The sequence below is a fragment of the Cytobacillus firmus genome, assembly GCF_023612095.1.
GTDB lineage: Bacteria > Bacillota > Bacilli > Bacillales > Cytobacillaceae > Cytobacillus.
Genome location: NZ_CP086235.1, coordinates 2865192 through 2889053, shown reverse-complemented (window position 1 = coordinate 2889053; position 23862 = coordinate 2865192). Strand labels below are relative to the sequence as shown.

The window sequence follows — 23862 nt, the reverse complement described above, 5'->3', positions numbered from 1 at the left end:
CTTATGCAAAGACAAATATTTTTAATGAAATGGATGATGGCTGAATACATATAGATATGAGAATTTAATGTGGATAAGAGTTGGTGGGCTTGTTCCTTATGAACTGGCAGAATACTGTCAGTTATCCGCACTCTCTAAAGCGGAGAAAAACCCGTTATTTCTCGGGAAACCGCATGAACCGACACTCCTGCGTTGACTCTTGTTGAAAACGGCAGGACCTTGTCGTATTTTAGCCTAATAACCGTATTATCGGGGATCATATAGGCTTTTGTCACAACGATTACTTCTTTGTGTATACTGTGCTAAGAATGTGAGGTGATAGCTTTTGGACCAGCCGATTCGCCTGAAAAATAATGGACAGATCAGCATCGTGCTCAATTCACAAAAGCGTAAAACATACACAAAAGAGCTTCCCGAATCCCAAGCGGCTCCAAAAGCCATTCCGGCTGAGCATACAGCTCTCAAAGAAATTGAAGAAGAACTTGGCGCTCTTGTAGGAATGGAAGAAATGAAGAAAATGATCAAGGAGATTTATGCCTGGATTTATGTGAATAAAAAGCGGGAAGAAGCCGGTCTCAAAGCTGGAAAGCAAGCATTGCATATGATGTTTAAGGGTAATCCCGGCACAGGTAAAACAACGGTTGCCCGATTAATAGGCAAGCTTTTTCAAAAAATGAATGTGCTGTCAAAAGGACATTTGATTGAAGCAGAGCGGGCCGACCTTGTAGGTGAATACATTGGCCATACCGCCCAAAAGACAAGGGATCTGGTAAAAAAAGCGATTGGCGGGATTCTTTTTATCGATGAAGCGTACTCATTAGGCAGAGGCGGAGAAAAAGACTTTGGCAAGGAAGCCATTGACACCCTCGTCAAGCATATGGAAGACCGCCAGCATGATTTTATTCTGATTCTGGCAGGCTATTCCAGAGAAATGAATCATTTCCTGACGCTGAATCCGGGTCTTCATTCACGTTTTCCACTTGTTGTTGACTTCCCTGATTACTCGATAGAGCAGCTGATGGAAATTGGGCAAAGGATGCTAAAGGAAAGGGAGTATACTTTAAGTCATGAATCCGAAAAGAAGCTGAGGGAGCACTTGCATTTTGTAAAAACCAATCTCAGCCCTAACAGCTTTTCGAACGGGCGCTACATCCGAAACATCCTTGAAAAATCAATCAGGGCACAGGCCATGCGTCTATTAATGCAAAACAGCTATGATAAACATGATCTGATGACTCTCAGAAGCAATGATTTGGTGTTTGAAGAAGCGGATTAAGGGGATATTGTAATAAAATAGACAGTGTCAATGAACATTGGCATTGTTTTTTTACTGGAGGAGGAATGTAAAATGAATGAAATTACAGTTTATACTACAAATACTTGTCCTTACTGTACGATGGTGAAGAACTTCCTGGATCAGCAGGGGCTGGATTATAAAGAGGTTAATGTGCAGAATGACCAGAGAGAAGCACAAAAACTGGTTGAAACCACAGGCCAAATGGGAGTGCCTCAAATTAATGTGAATGGAAAATGGGTCATTGGCTTTGATCCGAATACGATTATGGCGAATGTAAAGCAATAATATAGTGGGGCCTGCTCGTGGATTGAGCAGGTCTTTTTATATAAAATGTTTACAATAACAATAATAAAAGCACCGGCTTAAGCCGATGCTTTTGTCCCCAGCCTCTTAACAGGAAGCTTCCAATTATAAGTGTAAGATAAAACCCGCAAAGCGGTAATGATGATAAACAATGCATATAGCTCAAACGGCGCTGACGCAAGTCCGAGTCCGATAGTAAAACCACAAAGAATAGCCCAGACAGCATAAATTTCAGACCGTAATACAAGCGGTTTTCGTCTTGCCAGAAGATCGCGGACTATTCCCCCGCCGCTTCCTGTTAATACAGCTGCGACAATTACAGCACTTAAAGGATGATTCATTTCCGTTGCGTACAATGCTCCTTGAATGGCAAATGCGGATAATCCGATTGCATCAGTGAAATTGCCCCACTTTTGCCAGTGTTTGAGCAGGTTGTTCGGGAACAGCATTACAGCTGTGATGGATAGAAGGGCAATCTGAAAAAATAACCCCTGTTCCCAGAGAGCAGAGACTGGAACACCTATTAGCAGGTTTCGGATAGCACCGCCGCCAAAAGCAGTAACAATCCCGAGGATATAAACACCCAAAATATCATATTCTTCTTCCATGGCTACAATTGCACCGCTGACAGCGAACGCAATAGTGCCAATCATACTTAAAACTTCCCAGGTCATATGCCATTTCTCCTCATGATGCAAAACTCTAAATCTATTTTTTCTGAGTAATTACTAACGTAAATTCTTTCCAAACAATATGATTTTAACACGGAAAAAAAGAAATACAACCTTTTTTTGTGCATTTTTAATGGAAGGTGCAAAAGCCTATGGTTTGCGGTGAGATTAGTATTTGACCAGATTTTTTGTTATGATCAATTAAAATAGGAATACGAAAGAGGGATGCTTGTTGGAACGTAAGCCGGATTATGAAAAAGTCATTCTTGTCGGCTGCCATACTGATGAGGATGATCAGCGGTTTGAATATTCAATGGAAGAATTGGAATCCTTGACGGAAACCGCCAACGGAAAAGTTTTAGCTTCGCTGACACAAAAAAGGGAAAGGATTCATCCGTCTACATATATAGGAAAAGGAAAAGTGGAGGAACTTGCTGCCCTTCAGGAAGAAATAGAAGCAGATATTATCATTTTTAATGATGAGCTTTCACCGAGTCAGGTCCGCAATCTATCTAAAGATTTGGATGCGCGGATCATTGACCGCACACAGCTGATTTTGGATATCTTTGCTCAAAGAGCGCGCTCTAAAGAAGGGAAGCTTCAGGTTGAATTGGCTCAATTGCAGTATCTGCTGCCGCGTCTGTCAGGCCAGGGTGTCCAGCTTTCACGACTTGGAGGGGGGATTGGCACAAGGGGACCAGGTGAGACGAAACTCGAATCAGACCGCCGCCATATCCGCCGCCGCATTGATGATATTAAGACACAGTTATCTGTTATTGTTCAGCACCGGGACAGGTATCGTGAAAGAAGAAAGAAAAACAAAGCCTTCCAAATTGCGCTTGTCGGCTATACAAACGCAGGGAAATCCACGATTTTTAACAGGCTGTCCGAAGCAGATTCTTATGAAGAGAACCAGCTGTTTGCCACACTTGACCCAATGACCCGCAAGCTGATTTTGCCAAGTGGATTCATTACACTTGTGACAGATACAGTCGGATTTATTCAGGATTTGCCGACTACGCTGATTGCCGCCTTCCGTTCCACCCTGGAAGAAGTTAAGGAAGCAGATCTCCTGCTTCATGTGGTTGATATGTCCAATCCGGATTATTACCAACATGAGCAGACAGTCAATAAACTAATAGAAGATTTGGAAAATGATAAAATACCGCAGCTGACGGTATATAATAAGAGAGATCTAAAGCATCCTGATTTTGTCCCGACCGCCAGGACAGAAACGATTCAAATCAGTGCCTTTGAAGAAGATGACCGCAATGAGCTGAAACGGAAAATTGAGCAGATGATCCTGGGGATGATGAAGCATTATCATGTTGAGGTGCCGTCGACAGAAGGAAAACTACTTTCACAGCTCAAGAACGAAACCATCCTTAGGGAATTGGCTTTCAATGAGGACAAAGAACTCTATATATGCAAGGGCTACTACCTCGAAGACCATCAGATTTCAGGACCTTTAACGAAATATACCGTATAGTTAGGAGAACATCATGTTTCAACAGTTATCACAGGGAGAAAAGCTGCAGCCGATTGTAAAAGAAGTGGAGCAGCAAATTTCAGAAGTAATAAAGAGCATTGATGAGCGGATTGACGAGAACCAATTCCGTGTATTAAAGAGCTTTCAAAATTTCAAAGTCAGCGATTCTCATTTCATTCCATCAACCGGTTACGGATACGATGACATCGGCAGGGATACATTGGAGGAAATATATGCAGAAGTTTTCGGCGGAGATGCCGGATTAGTGCGCCCTCAGATTATTTCAGGTACTCATGCCATTTCCATTGCACTCTTTGGTGTATTGCGGCCGGGTGATGAATTACTGTACATAACAGGAAAGCCATATGACACACTGGAAGAAATCGTTGGCATTCGGGGAACAGGCAACGGCTCGCTGAAAGAGTTCGGCATTGGATACAATAGCATTCCACTGAATGAAGATGGGAGCATCAATTACCCTGCGGTTGAAAAAGCTATCAAACCGAACACGAAAATGATTGGCATTCAGCGTTCTAAAGGGTACGCAACAAGACCATCATTCACAATTGAACAAATAGAAGAAATGATTCAGTATGTAAAAAAAATTAAGCCGGAGGCGATTGTGTTTGTTGACAATTGCTATGGAGAATTTGTTGAGGACAGGGAGCCTTGCCATGTTGGAGCAGACTTAATGGCGGGGTCGCTGATCAAGAACCCCGGCGGCGGGATAGCCAAAACTGGCGGTTATATTGTCGGGAAGAAGGAATTGGTGGATGCCTGCTCCTACCGAATGACTTCCCCGGGAATTGGTGCAGAAGCTGGTGCGTCCCTTTACAGTCTTCAGGAAATGTATCAAGGCTTTTTCCTTGCTCCCCACGTTGTCGGCCAGGCGCTGAAAGGGGCTGTTTTTACAGCAGCACTGCTTGAGAGGCTTGGAATGAACTCTAATCCAAAATGGGATAGTAAAAGAACTGATTTGATCCAATCTGTTCAATTCGATGATAAAGAAAAAATGGTAAAGTTTTGCCAGGCGATTCAATTCGCATCTCCCGTTAATTCCCATGTAACAGCTTATCCAGCTTATATGCCGGGTTATGAAGATGATGTTATCATGGCAGCAGGTACTTTTATCCAGGGTGCCAGTATTGAATTGACAGCAGACGGTCCAATCAGGCCGCCATTCGTTGCCTATGTGCAGGGAGGTCTTACCTATTCGCATGTGAAAATGGCTGTATGCATTGCATTGAACCAATTGCTGGAAAAGGGTTTAGTCCAATTAAATTAGGTAAATATAAGAGGGACAGCTGCCTAGTAGTTGTCCCTTTCTTTTGCTTTGTCTGAGAATTATATAAAAATAGGAAAGGGAAAAATTTTTGAAAAAATGATGTTATAAAACCTAACATATTGTTGACATATTTTCTAACATTACATATAATATTCTCAAGAAGTAAATGAAAAGGGGAGAAATAGTTGACTGGAAGCGAAATTCGCCGTTCCATGCCGCTTTTCCCAATTGGTACTGTTATGCAGCTGACTGACCTGACCGCCAGGCAGATTCGCTACTATGAAGAGCACCAATTAATTTCTCCAGCTAGAACTGACGGAAATAGAAGGCTTTTTTCCTTAAACGACATCGATGTCCTTCTCGAAATTAAAGATTTAATTGATCAAGGCATTAATATGGCGGGGATCAAGCAGCTATTTTTTGTTAAAGAACAGCAAGCACTAACTGAAACAATGAATAAACAAGCTGAAAAAGCGAGACGCGATTTATCGGATGAAGAAATCCGGAAGCTTCTGCGCAAGGAAATTGTGCAGGCTGGCCGTTTTAATCGCTCTTCATCCCGGCAGGGCAGCATCCAACGCTTTTTCCATTAAGAAAGCCTTTTTAGCTCGTTGATAATGTCTTGGATTTCCAGGCGCACATTAACAGAGCAAAAAATAAATCACTATGTAAATTTAAGGGAGGAAATACCAATGGCGAAGTTTACCAAAGAAGATATTAAACGTATTGCAGAAGAGGAAAATGTGAAATTTGTCCGTTTACAGTTTACGGATATTCTTGGAACAATCAAGAATGTGGAAATTCCGATCAGCCAGCTTGAAAAAGCGCTTGATAACAAAATGATGTTTGATGGATCTTCAATCGAAGGTTTCGTGCGCATTGAAGAGTCAGACATGAATCTGTATCCAGACCTTGATACTTGGGTAGTGTTTCCTTGGACTGCGGAAAAAGGCAAAGTGGCACGTTTGATTTGTGATATCTACAATCCGGATGGAACTCCATTTCTTGGCGATCCGCGCAGCAACCTGAAACGCATTCTAAAAGAAATGGAAGACCTTGGATACACTGATTTTAACTTAGGGCCTGAACCGGAATTCTTTCTTTTCAAGCTTGACCATGCAGGGGAGCCGACTCTGGAACTGAACGACAATGGCGGATACTTCGACCTTGCTCCGACTGATCTTGGCGAAAACTGCCGCCGTGATATCGTGCTGGAGCTCGAAGAAATGGGCTTTGAAATTGAAGCTTCCCACCATGAGGTGGCACCTGGCCAGCACGAAATCGACTTCAAATATGCGGATGCTCTAACAGCTTGTGACCAAATCCAGACATTTAAGCTTGTTGTTAAAACCATTGCCCGAAAGCACGGCTTGCATGCAACATTCATGCCGAAGCCATTATTCGGTGTCAGCGGATCCGGAATGCACTGCAACGTTTCACTATTCAAGGATGGCAAAAATGCATTCTTCAATGAAACCGGCGATCTTCAGCTAAGTGATGACGCCCGCCACTTTATTGCTGGTATCGTGAATCATGCAACTGCATTTACAGCAGTGACAAACCCTATCGTTAACTCATACAAGCGTCTGGTACCAGGCTATGAAGCACCTTGCTATGTTGCCTGGTCTGCTCAAAACCGTTCACCTCTTATCCGTATCCCTGCTTCCCGCGGAGTAAGTACACGTGTTGAGGTGCGGAGCGTTGACCCTGCTGCGAACCCATACCTTGCGATGGCTGTATTATTAAAAGCTGGCCTGGACGGAATCAAAAATAAAATGACTCCTCCTGCACCAGTGGACCGCAATATCTATGTAATGACAAAAGAAGAGCGTGAGGAAGAAGGAATCAAGGATCTGCCTCCTACATTGGCAGCAGCCCTTGAAGAGCTAAAGAGAGATGAGGTAATTGTTTCTGCTCTCGGCGATCACATTTTCGAACATTTCATTGAAGCGAAAGAAATCGAGTGGGATATGTTCCGTACGCAAGTGCATCCATGGGAGCGCGAGCAGTACCTGAGCATGTACTAAGAAAATATGACAACCCCTGGCTGATAAAGTCAGGGGTTTTTTTTATGAAAAATGCAAAAACCCCGTTTCAATTGAACGAGGTTTTAACTAATTTCTATCTCTCTGCATCTCTCTATTCTTTGTGTCTTATTTTTAAGAAATCGAGACATGTCAGTAGTGCATCTCCTCCAAATCCTGCAATCACCGCCAGTAGAACTGCCTTTAAGGCAGAGTCAGGATCTGAAGATACGACCAAAAAAACAGCCGCTAAAGCCCCCATGATTACCTCTTCAAAGACCCCCAGATAGATGAACTTTTTTGTCCTTCTGGGTTTAACCATTTTGCCTTCTTTCCGAATATGTCCAACGACACCAACCAGCCCACCAATCAACAAAGCGAAGGTAATGTTCAAAAACATTTTTACTTCACACTCCTAAAGTCGAGATTTTGGACAAGCGACCTTAGGTTGATTCTCGGTGTATTACCATTATATTGAAAATGAATATAAAATACCATGCATAAAAATACCGAATTTTCTGAACAATAAAATAGTCATACATGACTGTAACCTTATGCTAAAAGAAAAGTATCAGTTACTTTCGTAGGATTTAACTGATAGTACCAGGTAATAGGAACTGATTACCTTCTTAATATTGGAAAAAACAAAAAGCAGGCAGCGATGCCTGCTTTTGAATCTATTAATGCATATGACGGTATACGCCTATAACCTTGCCAAGAATAGAAACATTGCGGAGGATAATTGGTTCCATTGTCGAGTTTTCGGGCTGCAGACGGATAAAATCTTTTTCTTTAAAGAATCTTTTGACCGTTGCTTCATCTTCCTCTGTCATAGCCACCACGATATCCCCATTATTGGCAGTGCTCTGCTGTTTGACAATTACATAATCTCCATCAAGGATTCCGGCTTCAATCATACTTTCGCCCATGATTTCAAGCATGAAAACATGCTCGTCAGCAGGAGCCATTCTTTCCGGAAGCGGGAAGTATTCCTCAACATTTTCAATTGCCGTTATCGGCTGTCCTGCAGTTACTTTACCTACGATTGGAACATTAACTGCACTGACCTTGGGAATGTTAGAAGCCTCGTCCAAATCTAAAATTTCAATAGCACGCGGTTTTGTAGGGTCCCTGCGAATCAGTCCTTTGCTTTCAAGCCTTGCGAGATGGCCGTGAACGGTCGAGCTTGAAGCCAGACCGACTGCTTCCCCAATTTCCCTTACAGAAGGAGGATATCCTCTTAATTTAACTTCTTCTTTTATAAACTCCAATATATCTTGCTGCCTTTTTGATAATTTCACCATCTTTACGCACCTCGTATGTGTTTTTATTGTCTCAATTATAGCATCAATTACCATTTGATACAAACATAAGTTCGAATATTTGTTGACACAAAACAAGTGTTCGGTCTATAATGAAAACATCAAATACGAACATACATTCTTTTAGAGGTGGTATATCATGCTGAACAAATTGTGGAAATCATATTCTTATGCTATTATTCTCTTCGCTTTAAGTGTGGCAGCATCATTTATAATGCTCATGCAAATAGAAACGCCTGATACGGAAAAGTTTGTGAAAGTCACTGTTGCAGAAGGTGATTCTTTATGGGAGATTGCTGAAAATTTTTCTTCTGAGCATTCTCTTACAAAAGATCAATTTATAAATTGGGTAGAACGAAATAATGGGATAGCGGCAGGTAGGATTTTTCCGGGTGATGAAATTGTTATTCCAGTAAAAGCCCTGGATGACCAGCCATATAAAGAGCTTGCCAGTTCAGACCTTAACGAATAAGGAGAAGTTATGAAAGCAATAATTTACTGCAGAGTTAGTACAACAAAGGATACTCAGGAAACATCCCTTTCAAGACAGGAAGAAGAGCTTTTGAACCTGGCAAAAACGCATGACTTTGATGTAGTCAAGGTCATCCGTGAACAGGCCAGCGGATACGATCTCGAAAGAGACGGTATATTGGTCCTTTTAGACTTAATTAAAAAAAAGGATATTAAAGTTGTTCTAATCCAGGATGAAACAAGGCTGGGGAGGGGAAATGCCAAGATTGCGATTCTCCATTGCATATTTAAAGAAGAAGTCCAGTTATATAGCATCTCGAATAACGGAAAGCTGGAGCTTTCGGAATCAGATTCGATGGTCCTCAGTATCGTAGGGATGGTAGAGGAGTATCAGAGAAAGCTGCATAACATCAAAATCAAACGCGGCATGCAACGGGCTGTTGATAAAGGATACAGGCCCGAGAAAAACCTAAGTAATCAGGGAGTAAATGGCGGCAGGGAAAGAATAGAGGTGCCGATAGAGGAAATTGTCCGGTTGAGGAAAAACGAGTTAACGTTTGCTGAAATTGCAGCTACGCTTAGAGGTTTTGGCTATAATATTTCCAAAGCAACTGTCCATAGAAGGTATAAAGAACATATTGATTCACTTGCTGAGTAGAGCACTTTCCTTGTCAAAAGTGCTCATTTTTAGTATGATGGCATTTGAGTTTCAGTATTGTTCCATATCTGAAGCTGCTGTATAATAAAAACTTCCATCAGATTATTCAAAGGTAAACTTTTGATATAAAGGAGTTTTAATAAATGCTGCCTAAACAAAAACTTGCCCGAATTAATGAACTGGCAAAGAAGGCCAAGGAATCCGGACTAACAGAAGCAGAAGCGAAAGAACAGACATCTTTGCGCAAAGAGTATTTGGAGACTTTCCGCTCTGGTATGTTAAACACGCTGAAAGGCGTTACAATCGTTGACCCGAAAGGGAACGATGTAACTCCAAAAAAGCTGAAAGATTTCCAAAATAAAAACCGCCTTCACTAATAATATAATTGCAAGGGATACACTGTGCTGTATTCCTTCTTTTAATAGAGGAGATGGCATTACTGATCTATCTCCGCTTTTTTTACATATGCCGGGTCTTTTTGTGTCAATATAGTAACAAACCGGCTTTTTTTGTCCTTTACCTGACCCTATTGGTTGTGAAAAAAGGGACACCCGATAATATTAAAAGAGTGAAGAATTACTACTCGAAAGGATGTAATGAATGTTTAATCACACAGATGAACTATCCATCAGTTCCATTCGTACTTTATCAATTGACGCCATTGAAAAGGCGAACTCCGGCCATCCGGGCATGCCAATGGGAGCTGCTCCAATGGCTTATACACTTTGGACACGCTTCATGAACCACAATCCGAAAAATCCAGAATGGTTCAACCGTGACCGTTTTGTTCTTTCTGCCGGACATGGCTCTATGCTTTTATACAGCCTTCTTCATCTTTCCGGCTATGATGTTTCCATGAATGACATTAAAGAGTTCAGACAGTGGGGAAGCAAGACGCCCGGTCACCCTGAATTCGGCCATACACCTGGTGTTGACGCAACAACAGGCCCATTAGGACAAGGAATTGCTATGGCTGTCGGTATGGCTATGGCTGAACGCCACCTGGCTGCAACATACAATAAAGACAACTTCAATGTTGTTGATCATTATACATACAGCATCTGCGGTGACGGAGACCTTATGGAAGGCGTTTCGGCTGAAGCTGCTTCCCTTGCCGGCCACTTGAAGCTGGGCAGATTGGTTGTTCTTTATGATTCAAATGATATCTCACTCGATGGAGACCTTGATAGATCTTTCTCTGAAAGTGTTGCACAGCGCTTCAAGTCATACGGCTGGCAGTACATCCGTGTAGAAGACGGCAATGATCTTCACGAAATCGCAAAAGCAATTGAAGAAGCGAAACAGGATGAAAGCCGCCCGACAATGATTGAAGTGAAAACAGTCATCGGCTATGGTTCTCCAAACAAATCAGGCAAATCTGATGTTCACGGCGCTCCTCTTGGTGCTGATGAATTGAAATTAACAAAAGAAGCTTATAAATGGACATTCGAAGAAGACTTCCATGTTCCACAGGAAGTATATGAACACTTCAAGCAGCAGGTTGTGGAAAGCGGCTCTAAGAAGCAGCAGGAATGGGAAGCCCTTTTTGGACAGTATAAAGAAGCATATCCTGAGTTAGGAAAACAGCTGGACCAGGCGATCAATGGCGAGCTTTCAGATGGCTGGGATAAAGACATCCCTGTTTATGAAGAAGGAAAGAGCCTTGCAAGCCGTGCTTCTTCCGGAGAAGTGCTAAATGCTATCGCTCAGAACCTGCCTTCATTCTTTGGCGGATCCGCAGACCTTGCAGGCTCCAACAAAACAATGATAAAAGGTACTGGTGACTTTACGGCTGAATCATTTGATGGCCGCAACATCTGGTTCGGTGTACGTGAATTTGCAATGGGTGCTGCTTTGAATGGAATGGCGCTTCACGGCGGACTAAAAGTATTCGGCGGAACATTCTTCGTGTTCTCGGATTACCTTCGCCCGGCAATCCGTCTGGCTGCTCTTATGAACCTGCCTGTAACGTATGTATTCACACATGACAGTATTGCTGTCGGTGAAGACGGCCCAACGCATGAGCCTGTAGAACAGCTTGCTGCATTGCGTGCAATGCCAAACCTGTCTGTTGTCCGCCCCGCTGACGGAAATGAAACAGCAGCTGCCTGGAAAACAGCAATTGAATCAACAAACAAGCCAACTGCATTAGTATTGACACGTCAGAACCTTCCTACATTAAAAGGAACGGATTCAGCGGCATACGAAGGCGTACAAAAAGGCGGATATGTTGTATCTCCAGCTTCTAACAGCAATGCAGATGTATTATTGCTTGCTGCAGGATCAGAAGTCAGCCTCGCAGTTGAAGCTCAAAAAGCGCTTGAAGGTGAAGGCATCCATGCATCTGTAATAAGCATGCCTGCCTGGGACCGCTTTGAAGCTCAATCAAAAGAGTACAAAGAAAGCGTAATTCCTAAGACAGTCAAAAAACGTCTTGCTATTGAAATGGGATCTTCACTTGGCTGGCACCGCTATGCAGGAGACGAAGGCGATGTTCTTGCCATTGATACCTTCGGCGCATCAGCACCAGGTGAAAAAATCATGGAAGAATACGGATTCACAGTAGACAACGTTGTAGCACGTGTAAAAGCGTTGCTGCAGGGTTAATATTAACCGGGAAGGGAGAGCTGAGAGGCTCTTCCTTTTTTGCGCACAAAGCGGTAAATAGCCAGCCCATCATCAAAAAACAAGGTTACAAGCAATCAAATCGGGGAATATGCAATAGTGAATATTTGTAAAATAGTGAAACTGCATATTTTCTTCCACCAAGAATCCTCATAATCAAATGAATTCTTCGCTTTCGACAAAATTAGTGAAAGTTTTTAACAGCTTCAGACACATTCCTTAAATTTGTTTACTTATAATTGAAAGAAATGGATTGTCCCGGAAGGAGGGGCCAGATGAGAGCTTATCAATTGTATTTAATAGAAGATGAATTTGCGTCCCATTATTTTGGCAGAGAGCGGATGTTTTTTCAGCTGTTTGAAGAGTATGAGCGTTCGTCAGGTGAAATGAAGGCTATTCTATCGAAGCAAATTGATTTTGTGACTAAGCCGATCCCGGGTTTAAAAGTGCATCAATATATCCACCAGCAGCTTCAGAGAAAAAAAGACTTTATCATAGAAAAAAGTGCATACTATATAGAGATGAGTAAAAGAAGCAGGGCGAAGCTTGAAGTTTTTGAACGGAGTCTGGTTTTAGAAGCGGCCGGCAGCTATGAGGCAGAGACAGTTTTTTTCGAAGTGCTGCGAAAAAGCGAGTCTTCCTTTCTGGCTGTTGACCTCCAGCATAAGCGCTATGGGTGGCTAAAACCGATAAAAGAGAGAAAGTTCGTCTAAAATAAGAGAAAAACTGAAGCAAATATTGTATAATAACCTTTGGTCTAGTACACTGTATGATAGACAACATGAAGGAGGAAGTTAGTATGGGTATGTACATTCTAGTTGGTGTACTGGCGCTTCTTGCCGGTGTAGCACTAGGATTTTTCATTGCTCGAAAATATATGATGAGCTACCTTGAGAAAAATCCGCCAATTAATGAACAAATGCTTAAAATGATGATGATGCAAATGGGCATGAAGCCATCTCAAAAGAAGATCAACCAAATGATGAATGCCATGAACAAGCAGACTGGCAAGTAATCAGGGACAAGCATCCCATCGTAAACCACTTTTCTGTTACAATAACAGAAAGGTGGTTTTTTTATATCCAAAATGCAACCTTCTATGAAACAGACCGTATATATACTATGACAAATCGTGAAAGGAACGAGTAAAATGAAAAAATTAATTCTATTAGGGCTCCTTACCGTTTCCATGATATTAAGCGGCTGTTCGGTCTTGGGAGAAGTGAATAACTCCATTGGCTATGTTAATGAAGCGACTGAGCATATCAATACATTAAGCGACTTTGCCGAAGAGGCGCCGCAACTGATTCAGGAGGCGTCAGCGGACCCGGCATTAAAGCAGGAACTCGAAGACAGATTGATGACACTTAAGCAGGAAGTTGAGGAATTTATCGCCCTTCAGGATATCCCGACACTTGCAGAAGATGTTCATCAGGAGCTGGTGACCCAGAATGAAGCGATTCTGGCTGAGATCAATAAAGTATTGGAGGACGGCAGCCTTGCACTCGATCAGCTGGAGAAATCAGAGCTGTTCACTACCATTAAGGAGGCAACAAGCCTGATAAACCGCATAGAAGCATTAGGGCAATGAAGCATCCATTTAGGTGCTTTTTTTGTTAGGGGAAAAAATCTTCCTTATTTTCTCAATATTTGATAAACTATTTAAGCTATTATGGATTTCGGAGGATGGGGTATGAAGGTTTTTTGGGATTTGTTGTGGTTTTTTAAACAGGAGAAAAAGGCTTATGTAAACGGGATAATTCTGCTGTTATTCGTGGCTCTGCTTCAGCTGGTCCCGCCAAAGGTTGTCGGCATTGTGGTCGATTCGATTAAAAATGGCGAGCTGACTGCAAAAGCATTATTAATGTGGGTTGGACTTCTTGCTGCTGTTGCCCTCATGATGTATGTGCTCCGCTATTACTGGCGGATTATGATTTTCGGTTCAGCCGTAAAGCTGTCCAAACTCCTGCGCAACAGACTTTATCAGCATTTTACGAATATGTCACAGTCCTTCTACCAGAAAAAGCGGGTGGGAGATTTAATGGCTCATGCAACCAATGATCTGCAGGCCATTCAGCAGACGGCAGGAGCTGGTGTCCTTACCTTTGTAGATTCACTGGCGACAGGCGGTTTCGTAATCATCGCCATGGCAGCAACAATCAGCTGGAAGCTGACGCTGATCTGTTTGATTCCGATGCCCTTCATGGCACTTCTCACAAGCTGGTATGGAACACTTCTTCATAAACGGTTCCACAAAGCACAGGAGGCTTTTTCTTCACTGAATGACAAAACTCAGGAAAGTGTTTCAGGAATTAAAGTCATTAAAACATTCGGCCAGGAAAAAGAAGATATTGAAGATTTCCGCAGGCAGTCTGAAGATGTAGTGCAAAAAAACATTTCTGTTGCACGGGTTGATTCTTTGTTTGATCCGACGATCAGTATTATTGTAGGGATTTCTTTCTTCCTGTCAATTGCATTTGGATCAAGATATGTTATTGCAGGAGAGATGACAATCGGGCAGCTGGTTTCATTTACTACCTATCTTGGTCTCCTGATTTGGCCGATGCTGGCATTTGGCTGGCTGTTCAATATTGTCGAGAGAGGCCGCGCCTCCTATGATCGAGTCTCTGCTCTTCTTGCAGAAGAAATCGATATTAAGAATGATGAGGCTGGAATCAATGAAGTTCCAAGTGGTGATATTGAGTACAGGATTGAGAAGTTCGCCTATCCGGGTGAACATGAAGCGCTGCTTAAAGAAATTCATTTTAGACTGGAAAGAGGAGAGACTCTCGGCGTAGCAGGTAAAACGGGTGCTGGCAAAACGACATTGCTGAAGCTATTGATCCGTGAGTTTGAAGGCTATAAAGGTGAAATTCTTTTTGCCGGACATCCAATAAATCGCTATAAAATCGAAAAACTGAGGGAAGCGATTGGCTATGTCCCGCAGGAGCACTTCCTGTTCTCGGCCACCGTTGCTGAAAATATCGCTTTCACAAGGCCGGATGCAGACTTTGAAGATATTTATGCGGCAGCAAAACTGGCCAATATCCATGAAGATATTCTCGAATTCACAGATGGCTATAAAACCGTTGTGGGTGAAAGAGGGGTCTCGCTTTCCGGTGGGCAGAAGCAGCGTATTTCCATTGCACGAGCACTTATGATGAATCCGGAAGTATTGATTTTGGATGACTCCCTTTCTGCTGTTGATGCGAAAACTGAGGAAGCAATTCTTTCTTCATTGCGGTCCGAGCGGTCTGGCAAGACAACGATTATTACTGCTCACCGGCTGAGTGCCATTCAGCATGCGAATCTAATATTAGTGCTGGATGAAGGAAGGATCGTTCAGAGGGGAACTCATGCTGAACTAATGGCTGAAGACGGCTGGTATAAAAATATGTATCTGCGGCAGCAGCTGGAGGAGCTTGTAGAGCATGGGGGATAAATCAATGGAAAAGACACCGATTATGAAGGAAAAAGAGCAGCGAAAGGTCCTTTTCCGGCTGCTTTCCTATACAAAACCGCATAAAAAAACAATCACACTTGCCTTCAGTCTGCTTCTGTTAACAACGATTGGAGACATCCTGGGTCCGATTCTTGTTAAGATTTTTATCGATGATTATTTAACACCTGGAAATCTGGTTTTTGAGCCGTTATTTGCCCTGGGTGCAGCCTATCTGGGCATTCAGATCATGAATGTGCTGGTATCCTATTTTCAGCTGCTCAAATTTCAGGAAATCGCGCTGAAAATCATTCAGCAGCTGCGTGTGGATGTCTTTTCAAAGGTACAGTCACTGGGTTTAAAGTACTTTGATAAAACGCCGGCGGGAAGTATTGTTTCCCGGGTTACCAATGATACAGAGGCGATTAAAGATATGTTTGTCAGTGTCCTGGTTACCTTCATTCAGGGAGCCTTCCTTCTGACAGGGATCTTTGTGGCGATGTTTATCCTGAATGTGAAGCTTGCCCTGTTTTGTCTGGTAATTCTCCCGATTCTTTTTATGATTATCCGGACTTACCGCAAATACAGCTCTGTTTTCTATATGGACCTAAGGGAAAGGCTGAGTGAGCTGAATGCAAAACTGAGTGAATCACTGCAGGGAATGTCGATCATCCAGGTATTCAGACAGGATAGAAGGCTGCGAAAGGAATTTGGCGATATTAATGAGCAGCATTATAAGGCAGGGATGCGCAATATCAAAATGGATGGTCTGCTGTTAAGACCGGCCATTGACCTCGTGTATGTTCTGGCACTTATTATTGTATTGAGCTTCTTTGGGATTTCTTCTTTTAACAGTCCCATTGAAATCGGTGTGCTGTATGCCTTTGTAAGCTATCTGGACCGCTTTTTTGAGCCTGTGAATCAGATTATGATGAGGCTTTCCATGTATCAGCAGGCCATCATTGCCTCTTCAAGAGCGTTTGCGCTGCTGGACGAAAAGGAGGCTGCCCCAGCACAGGAGGCCTGCAATTCTGCTGAAATCAAGGAGGGAGAGATTGAGTTCAGGAACATCTGCTTCTCCTATGACGGCGAACGGGATGTTTTAAAAAACATCTCATTTTCTGCCAAACCGGGTGAAACCGTTGCCCTCGTAGGCCATACCGGCAGCGGCAAAAGCTCTATCATTAATTTAATGATGCGATTCTATGAATATGAACGCGGTGATATACTAATTGACGGAAGAAGCATTAAGTCATACCCAGCAGAAGAATTGCGTACAAAAATGGGTCTCGTCCTTCAGGATCCTTTCCTTTTTTACGGGACGATCAAGGATAACATCATGCTGCATAATGAAAGTATGACAGATGCTGAGATTGAAGCTGCAGCTCAGTTTGTTCAGGCTCATCCTTTTATAGAAAGGTTGGAAGGCGGTTATGACCATCCGGTAGTGGAGAGGGGATCGACTTTTTCAAGCGGGCAAAGACAGCTTATTGCTTTTGCAAGAACGATTGCTGCCAATCCGAAAATTCTTGTACTGGATGAAGCAACAGCTAATATTGATACTGAAACAGAAGAAGCCATTCAGACAGCACTGAAAGAAATGAGAAAGGGCCGCACGACGATTGCGATTGCTCATCGCTTGTCTACCATACAGGATGCCGAATTGATTCTCGTTCTTCATCAAGGGGAAATAGTAGAAAAAGGAACGCATCAGGAATTGCTTGCGAAGCGGGGATTGTATCATAAAATGTACCTGCTGCAGAATGGATCTGCTGAAAAAGTGGAGGATGCAGCAGGTTAATGGAGTAACAAAAAACAGCCTGCAGGTACTGCATGGCTGTTTTTTAATGTGTCTGCACTTTTTTAATGAAGCTTCGGTTATATTCATTTAATAGGGCATCCAATTCCTGGCTGTATCGGATTGCTGCGGCAGAGCTTAAGCCGCTTTTCATGGCCACTTGAATTAACTCTGTTCTTTTTTGTTCGATTAATGTAAGCAGTTCCTGTTTACACATGGCCAATAATTCCTCTCTGATCATTTCTTATATGTAGGCTTTACTTTGCCAATTTGAATCCATGTCAAAAGCTGAAAGATACTAACAGAATTTGTTAAGATCTATACTAGTATATCGAATTATGGTAATAAATTCAAAAGAAACTTGTTTTAAACTTTAGTAACATTTACATTAAAATTACATGTTCCAGGTTGAAAGTAAATATGAATTTTAGTAGCAGCTTGTGACACAAAACGTTCACATACTATCCATTATCTTTTCTAGATGGGATTTGTTAGAATGAAATTGGAATGAATGAGTATCAGGAGTTGTGACTATGACAGATTTGAATGTATTTATTGCATTAGGTGCAGGGTTTTTAAGCTTTGTTTCACCTTGTTGCCTGCCATTATATCCGGCCTTTTTATCGTATATCACCGGAATGTCTGTAGGGGAAATTAAAGAAGAAAATGCGATGATGCAGAGAAGGAGCATGCTTCATACACTATTCTTCCTGATCGGATTTTCGGCCATTTTTATCGCAATTGGGTTTGGAACAACCATGCTTGGTCAATTCTTTCAGCAATACCAGGATTTAATCAGGCAAATTGGCGCCATCTTTGTATTTATCTTTGGATTATTAATTGTAGGCATTATTAAGCCTGAATTTCTTATGAAAGAAAGGCGGTTTGAATTTAAGAATCGTCCATCAGGCCTTCTGGGATCTGTTCTGATCGGAATGGCATTCGCAGCAGGCTGGACCCCATGTACAGGTCCAATTTTAGGGGCGGTTTGGTCATTAGCTGTCTCAAATCCGAATTCTGCAATGGTTTACATGATTGCCTATATTCTTGGCTTTGCTATTCCATTCTTTGTTCTTTCCTTCTTCATCGGGAAAATGCAATGGATCAGGCGAAACAGCGCCAAGATTATGAAAATCGGCGGTGTGTTGATGATGATTATGGGTGTAGTATTATTCTTTGACTGGATGACAAAAATCATTATCTTCCTTTCACCGTTATTTGGCGGATTTACTGGTTTCTAAAAGCAAGGGCACATTCAAGTTGGGAATGTGCCTCTTTTTTTGTTATAAGGAAAAAGGGCTATGACAGCTGGTCGAAATTTGTCATAATCTTTCAATTGAAATATATCAGATAGTTCGATATATTGAAATATGTGTTCTTACGGAGTGGATTAATGTATCTCTCTAAAGGAATGATTTTTTTCTGCGAGAGGTTTAAATAAATGTTATTATGGGTATTTTTTACTATATATGTAGTATAATAGAGATATAACTTCCAATGCACTACAAGGGGGAAACAGCGGTGGCGAGAATTTTAATAGTTGATGATGCGAAGTTTATGAGGGTTACGCTGAGCAGCATTCTGAAAAAAGCCGACCATGAAATTGTGGGAGAAGGGGAAAACGGAAAGGAAGCCGTGGACCTATTCGCAAATCTGAAGCCGGATCTGGTGATGATGGATATTACGATGCCAGAAATGAGCGGGCTTGAGGCAGTCCGGGAAATTAAGAGGGACAACCCTAATGCAAAAGTTATCATGTGTTCAGCCATGGGCCAGCAGAAGGTAGTGGTTGAATCCATTGAAGCCGGCGCGAAGGATTTTATAATAAAACCATTTGATGAAGGCCGTGTATTAGAAGCGGTAAATCGGGTATTAAGTTAAGAGCTGACTCGGGGTACCCTGGACATAAGGATTTGTCCGGGTATCAGCTGGAGTGGCTTTTTTTGATGAACTTTTATCCTTCTGAGTACCTTAATCAAGCCTAGTAAGATATAATATGGTAGTAATCATAAGATATAATATGGTTAGTAATCAAATGAAATAGAGGATGAAATCGAATGGACTTTGTATTAATTTCATCAATCGGTGCCGTATTTATGGCAATCTTCGCTATGTTCATCCGCATGAAGGCTGCAAAAAAGCCGGCTTCGGCAAAGAAAATCATCTTGCCGCCGATTTTTATGAGCACAGGTGCTCTTATGTTTACCGTTCCTTATTTTCGTGTTACTCCATTGGAGATCCTGGAAGCAGCCACAGTTGGAATGCTGTTTTCCATCCTTTTAATTAAAACATCCTCCTTTGAAATCAGGGACAGCGAAATTTATCTGAAGCGCTCCAAAGCATTTGCTTTTATATTAATAGGGTTGCTTGTAGCCCGCATCATTGGAAAAATAGCTCTTAGCTCAACCATCGACTATGGACAGCTGAGCGGCATGTTCTGGATTCTCGCATTTTCGATGATTGTACCGTGGAGAATTGCCATGTATATGAATTATCGGAGGCTTCATCACGAGCTGAACGGATCGGGAAATCCCAAAACAACTTAATAGATTGAAAGCCGCCTGGCATTGCGCTCGGCGGCTTTTGCATTGTTATTTAATGGACTCCATTTTTGGGGTCCCATAGTCCATACATTTTCCGGATTTCTACGATTTGGCCAATGTGATAGGCATTGTGGATGGTTAAGTTTGAAATGACAGACGACCAGGATTCGATCGGTTCCTTATAGGCGGAGGAGAGAAGCTTGTCTTCACTGCTTTCTTCAAGGGCTTTGATCCACTCAGTCAAGCCATTTTGAAGAGCTTTTATGGCAGAATGCCAATCCTCGTCAGTAACGGATTCATTGAGCTTGAAAGTTTCGTCATTGGCGATATGGGTTTGGGAGAGCGGCAATTCTTTGAACCTGGTTAGATAGCGGTCATTCCAGAAGGTAAGGTGGGTGACAATCTGCCAGATGGAATTACCGGTTCCTGACTTATAAGATGCTTCTTTTGCTGATAATCCTCCGATGGCAGCTGATAGCGGGACAAACCAATTGGGCTGGTCGAGGCAGGCGGATAGCTGTTTTAATAAGACTTCTTTTGTAGTCATTGGATTACTCCTTTATGGATAGAGTTACTCTCCATTTCTATTCAATATAGGTGGTGAGTATCCTTCTTAAAGTCGGAAAAAATAAAAAACCATTTCGGTCTTCCGAAATGGCTTAGAATAAATGTTCATATGGCGTGATACTTATCTGTTTTTCTGTCAACTTCTTGCGCAGAAATTTGTGGTCCCGTTTCGGCGTGGCTAGAATATAGCCTCGAATCAGAAGGTCCTGATCAATTTGATCTGCCTTTTCATTTACAGCAAGTTCTCCAATTTTGCCGGCAATCTTCATTCTTGCAACATCCCTGAATAGTTCAGGAACTGGACTTACGAGATCCTCCAGCAAATCTTTTTCCCTCTGCTGCCATAAATGCCGCGTTTCATTGACATAATGCTCTTCCCAATCCAAATCCGATTTGCCGTCTTCTTTCGGCATGCGCTTTAAAAACTTGCGGAACATAAAAAAACCGCCAATCGCAAAGAACGAAATCAGAATGACAACCCAGAACAATATAAAATACATAAACCAGCCTTCTAGCATTTTCCTTCACCTACACACATATTTTCCTGTTCTTATTATAAGCCTTGTCCCGAGAAACGACAAGAAAGGAGGCATAAGTCTTGAAAGCAGCTCCGTTAGCCCTTATAATAGGAAGAGTCTTTACGGGGCTGATTGGGGTGCTGGTGCCCTCCACGGTCTTCAAAACCGCTTGTGACCTGCGTGCCAGGTTAGCTGGGTTCGATTCCCAGGCAGTCCCGCCAAAAAAGCCTATTGGATCAACGTTTTATAGGCAATTTAACTTTTGAAGCCATTAATTACTCCCAGGTACAACTCACACGTATTTCGACCAATAAATACGGGAGTACGTAGGGGACCGGAAACGGAATACATAAGGGACTAACGCACTTCTAATCGTTAATTTTTTATACGATAAGGAGTGTTTTTTTATGGAGAGAAATCTGTTTAACAACCGGAAAACAATAAGGAGAGGCCGCCGTAGCCAGGAACGGAAGGTAGATTTAGACCTAACCTTAGTTGAAATGTTTGAAAGATTTATGGTGGTAAAGAAATCAGAGGGATTAGGAGAGAGAACTATCGAGGATTATCAAACCCATTTTCGGTACTTTTATGAATTCCTAGAAGGAGACTTACCATCAGATGAAATCTCTATTGATCTATTCCGTGAATACTTAGCTTTCATGATCCATGATAAAGGGCTCAAGCCAATGACAGTTAATCTTAGAGTCCGGACTATCCGTGCTTTCATGCGCTTCTGCTATACAGAAGGTTACATTAATGAGCCTATTCACGAAAAGTTCAAGCCAATAAAAGTACCGGAGGATACCATTCAATCATTGACCCCTGGCGAGGTTAAGTTGCTCATTTCATCTATAGATGATCAGTATTATGCATCTTACAGAGATAAAATAATGATATTGGTCCTCCTGGATACAATGGTTCGTATATCAGAGTTGTTGGAGATCAAGAGAAGAAACGTTGATTTAAAGGCAGGATTTATTCAGCTTGAAGCGATGGATACAAAGACACGAAAGGCTCGTATTGTTCCTTTATCTTCCAAATCAATAAAACTTCTAACTGAATATATGGCAGAAACAGAGGACTTTGGATCGGAGCTTTTGTTCTTAACTTATGACGGCCGGAAATTAACTGCAAACACCTTCAGAAGGAATATGATGGAGTATGGCGATAGGGCAGGTATTAAAAATAAAAGGGTGTCACCACATACTTTAAGACATACAGGAGCCTTGTTTTATGTAATGAATGGAGGCGATCCATTTAGCTTACAAAAGATATTAGGCCACAGTGATATGAGTATGGTTCGTAAATATATTCAGATGACTAATTCAGATGTGAAACGTCAGCACAATTCATTTAGCCCCTTAAATAGAATTTAATAGTCAATTTTAAGAGGGAGTGGTTTTCACTCTCTTTTTTAAAAAAACATGTTATCAGGTATAGGTTTTTTAAAATTAATATTATATAAAGTAATTGTAAGCCAATTTTACTATTTTAGGGGGAGTTTTCTTGAAGATTTTAGATTTTATTTTTGATGTGATTGATTCCGTAAAAGAGAGTGGTTTCAGTCAGACATTGAACCTTATCTGTTTAATTTTAAAGTTTTTTGCATATGCATTGTTTGGAATTTTTGTTTACTTAGATGCAGTTATACCGAATGATCCGTTTATTTCTGACCGTCTGATCGGAATGACGTTGTTCATTGCAGGACTTGAAGTCGTACATAACTTGGTTGGGGCACTTCGGATCAATAAAAAATAAGAAGGTATACTTTTTTGGTGGTTTCTTTTTGTATGATTATATGATATTACAAAATTTTATAAATAGGGATCACCAACGTTGTGATGTATAGTAAAATATATCCATATAAATATATCAAGAGAGGTTTGAAAATGACATTTAACCACGGATTAAAACCTTCGGATGAATTAAATAATAAAGGCTTAATGGATACTTTTAGAGTGGCTGTATCAAGCGGCATGAGAAGATCGAAATACGCCAACGCTCTTATACTAGTTTCTGATCACACAAAAGCAACATATGAAGATCGTTGGATTGGGGATGTTTTTCATTATACAGGTATGGGGTTAGAAGGGGATCAAAGTTTAGACTATGCTCAAAACAAGACACTAAACAACTCCAATACAAATGGTGTAACGTTGTATTTATTTGAGGTCTTTCTTGCCGGCCGTTATAAATATATTGGGGAGGTTTACTTGGCAGGAGAACCTTATGAAGAAATACAACCTGATAAAAATGGAATTCCGCGTACGGTTTACGTTTTCCCGTTAAAAGTAAAAGAGGGTCAACCCGAGGTTATAGTTCCTATTTCAGAATTGAATGCGAAGGAAGAGTTTCAAGAGAGAAAAGCAAAGCGCCTTAGTGATGAAGAATTAAAAAAGAGGGCTAAGTACGCTCCTAAGAAACCTGGTACACGGCCGGTGTCGGGGAGTGGTTTTGAAAGAAACGCCTACGTTACTGAATACGCGAAGAGAAAGGCAAATGGTATCTGCCAACTATGTAATCAACCTGCCCCGTTTAAAGATAAGAAGGGCAAACCTTATTTGGAAACGCATCATATCATTTGGTTGGCAAACGGGGGAGATGACACGATAGAAAATACCATTGCCATTTGTCCTAATTGCCACAGGAAAATGCATTCATTAAATCTCCCAGAAGATGTTCGGAAACTTCAGCAAAGAGCAATGAGTTAGAGGGCCATACAATAGGCCCTTTTTCTCTTGGATAAATTTATGGTGGCGACATTTCATCGCTACCTTATGCTAAAGATGTCGCTGAATGGATTGAGCATACCCATACAACTAACATGTTAAAATCTATTGATATGAAGAAAA

27 protein-coding genes and 1 tRNA gene are annotated in these 23862 nt (G+C 41.7%); 22 read left to right on the top strand and 6 right to left on the bottom strand.

Annotated elements, in window-relative coordinates; all coding sequences use genetic code 11:
* The first annotated feature begins 325 nt into the window (after positions 1 to 325).
* Both spoVK and LLY41_RS14550 read left to right on the top strand, forming a co-directional pair.
* Entirely contained in the window at positions 326 to 1276 is a 951-nt protein-coding gene (spoVK, locus tag LLY41_RS14555) for a stage V sporulation protein K (protein ID WP_095242429.1), read from the top strand.
* A 72-nt stretch (positions 1277 to 1348) separates the two neighbouring features.
* On the top strand, positions 1349 to 1582 hold the full coding sequence (locus LLY41_RS14550) for a glutaredoxin family protein (RefSeq protein WP_095242430.1): 234 nt from the start codon (positions 1349 to 1351) through the stop codon (positions 1580 to 1582).
* 77 nt (positions 1583 to 1659) lie between these two features.
* On the opposite strand, the gene LLY41_RS14545 is transcribed toward LLY41_RS14550, so the two are convergent.
* On the bottom strand, positions 1660 to 2274 hold the full coding sequence (locus LLY41_RS14545) for a trimeric intracellular cation channel family protein (protein WP_095242431.1): 615 nt from the start codon (positions 2272 to 2274) through the stop codon (positions 1660 to 1662).
* Positions 2275 to 2503: 229 nt separating this feature from the next.
* Between LLY41_RS14545 and hflX the strand changes: the two genes are divergently transcribed.
* The 4 genes from hflX to glnA all read left to right on the top strand — a co-directional run bounded on the left by hflX (position 2504) and on the right by glnA (position 7072).
* A complete protein-coding gene (gene hflX / locus LLY41_RS14540; protein WP_095242432.1) occupies positions 2504 to 3760 on the top strand; it encodes a GTPase HflX in 1257 nt (418 codons plus the stop codon).
* Positions 3761 to 3773: 13 nt separating this feature from the next.
* Positions 3774 to 5045 (top strand): methionine gamma-lyase family protein, encoded by a 1272-nt coding sequence (locus tag LLY41_RS14535; RefSeq protein ID WP_304585721.1) that lies wholly within the window; start codon positions 3774 to 3776, stop codon positions 5043 to 5045.
* Between the two features lie 185 nt (positions 5046 to 5230).
* Positions 5231 to 5638, top strand: coding sequence for a MerR family transcriptional regulator (locus tag LLY41_RS14530; protein ID WP_095242434.1), 408 nt, complete (start codon positions 5231 to 5233; stop codon positions 5636 to 5638).
* A gap of 99 nt (positions 5639 to 5737) precedes the next feature.
* Positions 5738 to 7072: a type I glutamate--ammonia ligase gene (glnA, locus tag LLY41_RS14525; RefSeq protein ID WP_048008929.1), complete on the top strand. Its 1335-nt coding sequence runs from the start codon at positions 5738 to 5740 to the stop codon at positions 7070 to 7072.
* 112 nt (positions 7073 to 7184) lie between these two features.
* Here the strand turns inward: glnA and LLY41_RS14520 are convergent, their stop codons facing one another.
* Complete coding sequence (locus LLY41_RS14520; protein ID WP_304585720.1) at positions 7185 to 7469, bottom strand: DUF4257 domain-containing protein; 285 nt, start codon at positions 7467 to 7469, stop codon at positions 7185 to 7187.
* A 280-nt stretch (positions 7470 to 7749) separates the two neighbouring features.
* Complete coding sequence (lexA, locus tag LLY41_RS14515) at positions 7750 to 8373, bottom strand: transcriptional repressor LexA (RefSeq protein WP_048008928.1); 624 nt, start codon at positions 8371 to 8373, stop codon at positions 7750 to 7752.
* A 157-nt stretch (positions 8374 to 8530) separates the two neighbouring features.
* Here lexA and yneA point away from each other — a divergent pair, with 157 nt between their 5' ends.
* The 9 genes from yneA (at position 8531) to LLY41_RS14470 (ending at position 17385) form a co-directional block, all read left to right on the top strand.
* Complete coding sequence (gene yneA, locus LLY41_RS14510; RefSeq protein WP_095242435.1) at positions 8531 to 8863, top strand: cell division suppressor protein YneA; 333 nt, start codon at positions 8531 to 8533, stop codon at positions 8861 to 8863.
* Between the two features lie 9 nt (positions 8864 to 8872).
* Entirely contained in the window at positions 8873 to 9520 is a 648-nt protein-coding gene (locus LLY41_RS14505; RefSeq protein ID WP_095242436.1) for a YneB family resolvase-like protein, read from the top strand.
* A gap of 143 nt (positions 9521 to 9663) precedes the next feature.
* The gene (locus LLY41_RS14500) at positions 9664 to 9897 is read left to right on the top strand and encodes a DUF896 domain-containing protein (protein WP_035330672.1); all 234 of its coding nucleotides are present in this window, start codon (positions 9664 to 9666) and stop codon (positions 9895 to 9897) included.
* A 223-nt stretch (positions 9898 to 10120) separates the two neighbouring features.
* The gene (tkt, locus tag LLY41_RS14495) at positions 10121 to 12127 is read left to right on the top strand and encodes a transketolase (protein WP_095242437.1); all 2007 of its coding nucleotides are present in this window, start codon (positions 10121 to 10123) and stop codon (positions 12125 to 12127) included.
* Between the two features lie 293 nt (positions 12128 to 12420).
* Complete coding sequence (gene sirA / locus LLY41_RS14490) at positions 12421 to 12858, top strand: sporulation inhibitor of replication protein SirA (protein ID WP_048008923.1); 438 nt, start codon at positions 12421 to 12423, stop codon at positions 12856 to 12858.
* A gap of 86 nt (positions 12859 to 12944) precedes the next feature.
* Positions 12945 to 13160 carry a YneF family protein gene (locus LLY41_RS14485; protein ID WP_009330559.1) on the top strand — a complete coding sequence of 72 codons (216 nt, stop codon included), beginning with the start codon at positions 12945 to 12947 and terminating at the stop codon, positions 13158 to 13160.
* Positions 13161 to 13295: 135 nt separating this feature from the next.
* The gene (locus tag LLY41_RS14480; RefSeq protein WP_286136681.1) at positions 13296 to 13736 is read left to right on the top strand and encodes a DUF6376 family protein; all 441 of its coding nucleotides are present in this window, start codon (positions 13296 to 13298) and stop codon (positions 13734 to 13736) included.
* 102 nt (positions 13737 to 13838) lie between these two features.
* Positions 13839 to 15587 carry an ABC transporter transmembrane domain-containing protein gene (locus LLY41_RS14475; protein ID WP_095242438.1) on the top strand — a complete coding sequence of 583 codons (1749 nt, stop codon included), beginning with the start codon at positions 13839 to 13841 and terminating at the stop codon, positions 15585 to 15587.
* Positions 15588 to 15591: 4 nt separating this feature from the next.
* Positions 15592 to 17385, top strand: coding sequence for an ABC transporter ATP-binding protein (locus LLY41_RS14470; RefSeq protein ID WP_095242460.1), 1794 nt, complete (start codon positions 15592 to 15594; stop codon positions 17383 to 17385).
* Positions 17386 to 17428: 43 nt separating this feature from the next.
* On the opposite strand, the gene LLY41_RS14465 is transcribed toward LLY41_RS14470, so the two are convergent.
* Entirely contained in the window at positions 17429 to 17599 is a 171-nt protein-coding gene (locus LLY41_RS14465) for an aspartyl-phosphate phosphatase Spo0E family protein (RefSeq protein ID WP_048009069.1), read from the bottom strand.
* A 316-nt stretch (positions 17600 to 17915) separates the two neighbouring features.
* On the opposite strand from LLY41_RS14465, the gene LLY41_RS14460 reads away from it, so the two are divergent.
* The 3 genes from LLY41_RS14460 to LLY41_RS14450 all read left to right on the top strand — a co-directional run bounded on the left by LLY41_RS14460 (position 17916) and on the right by LLY41_RS14450 (position 19928).
* Positions 17916 to 18623 (top strand): cytochrome c biogenesis CcdA family protein, encoded by a 708-nt coding sequence (locus LLY41_RS14460; RefSeq protein WP_095242439.1) that lies wholly within the window; start codon positions 17916 to 17918, stop codon positions 18621 to 18623.
* A gap of 280 nt (positions 18624 to 18903) precedes the next feature.
* Positions 18904 to 19263, top strand: coding sequence for a response regulator (locus tag LLY41_RS14455; protein WP_095242440.1), 360 nt, complete (start codon positions 18904 to 18906; stop codon positions 19261 to 19263).
* Positions 19264 to 19439: 176 nt separating this feature from the next.
* Positions 19440 to 19928 carry a CcdC family protein gene (locus LLY41_RS14450; protein ID WP_095242441.1) on the top strand — a complete coding sequence of 163 codons (489 nt, stop codon included), beginning with the start codon at positions 19440 to 19442 and terminating at the stop codon, positions 19926 to 19928.
* A gap of 49 nt (positions 19929 to 19977) precedes the next feature.
* Here the strand turns inward: LLY41_RS14450 and LLY41_RS14445 are convergent, their stop codons facing one another.
* Complete coding sequence (locus LLY41_RS14445; protein WP_095242442.1) at positions 19978 to 20472, bottom strand: DinB family protein; 495 nt, start codon at positions 20470 to 20472, stop codon at positions 19978 to 19980.
* A 112-nt stretch (positions 20473 to 20584) separates the two neighbouring features.
* Entirely contained in the window at positions 20585 to 21010 is a 426-nt protein-coding gene (locus LLY41_RS14440) for a DUF2621 domain-containing protein (RefSeq protein ID WP_048008916.1), read from the bottom strand.
* A 124-nt stretch (positions 21011 to 21134) separates the two neighbouring features.
* Between LLY41_RS14440 and LLY41_RS14435 the strand changes: the two genes are divergently transcribed.
* The 4 genes from LLY41_RS14435 (at position 21135) to LLY41_RS14420 (ending at position 23721) form a co-directional block, all read left to right on the top strand.
* Positions 21135 to 21231, top strand: a tRNA-Sec gene (locus LLY41_RS14435).
* 186 nt (positions 21232 to 21417) lie between these two features.
* Positions 21418 to 22386 (top strand): tyrosine-type recombinase/integrase, encoded by a 969-nt coding sequence (locus tag LLY41_RS14430; protein ID WP_304585719.1) that lies wholly within the window; start codon positions 21418 to 21420, stop codon positions 22384 to 22386.
* Positions 22387 to 22516: 130 nt separating this feature from the next.
* A complete protein-coding gene (locus LLY41_RS14425; protein ID WP_304585718.1) occupies positions 22517 to 22768 on the top strand; it encodes a hypothetical protein in 252 nt (83 codons plus the stop codon).
* Positions 22769 to 22899: 131 nt separating this feature from the next.
* Positions 22900 to 23721 (top strand): HNH endonuclease, encoded by an 822-nt coding sequence (locus LLY41_RS14420; protein WP_304585717.1) that lies wholly within the window; start codon positions 22900 to 22902, stop codon positions 23719 to 23721.
* Positions 23722 to 23862 lie beyond the last annotated feature (141 nt).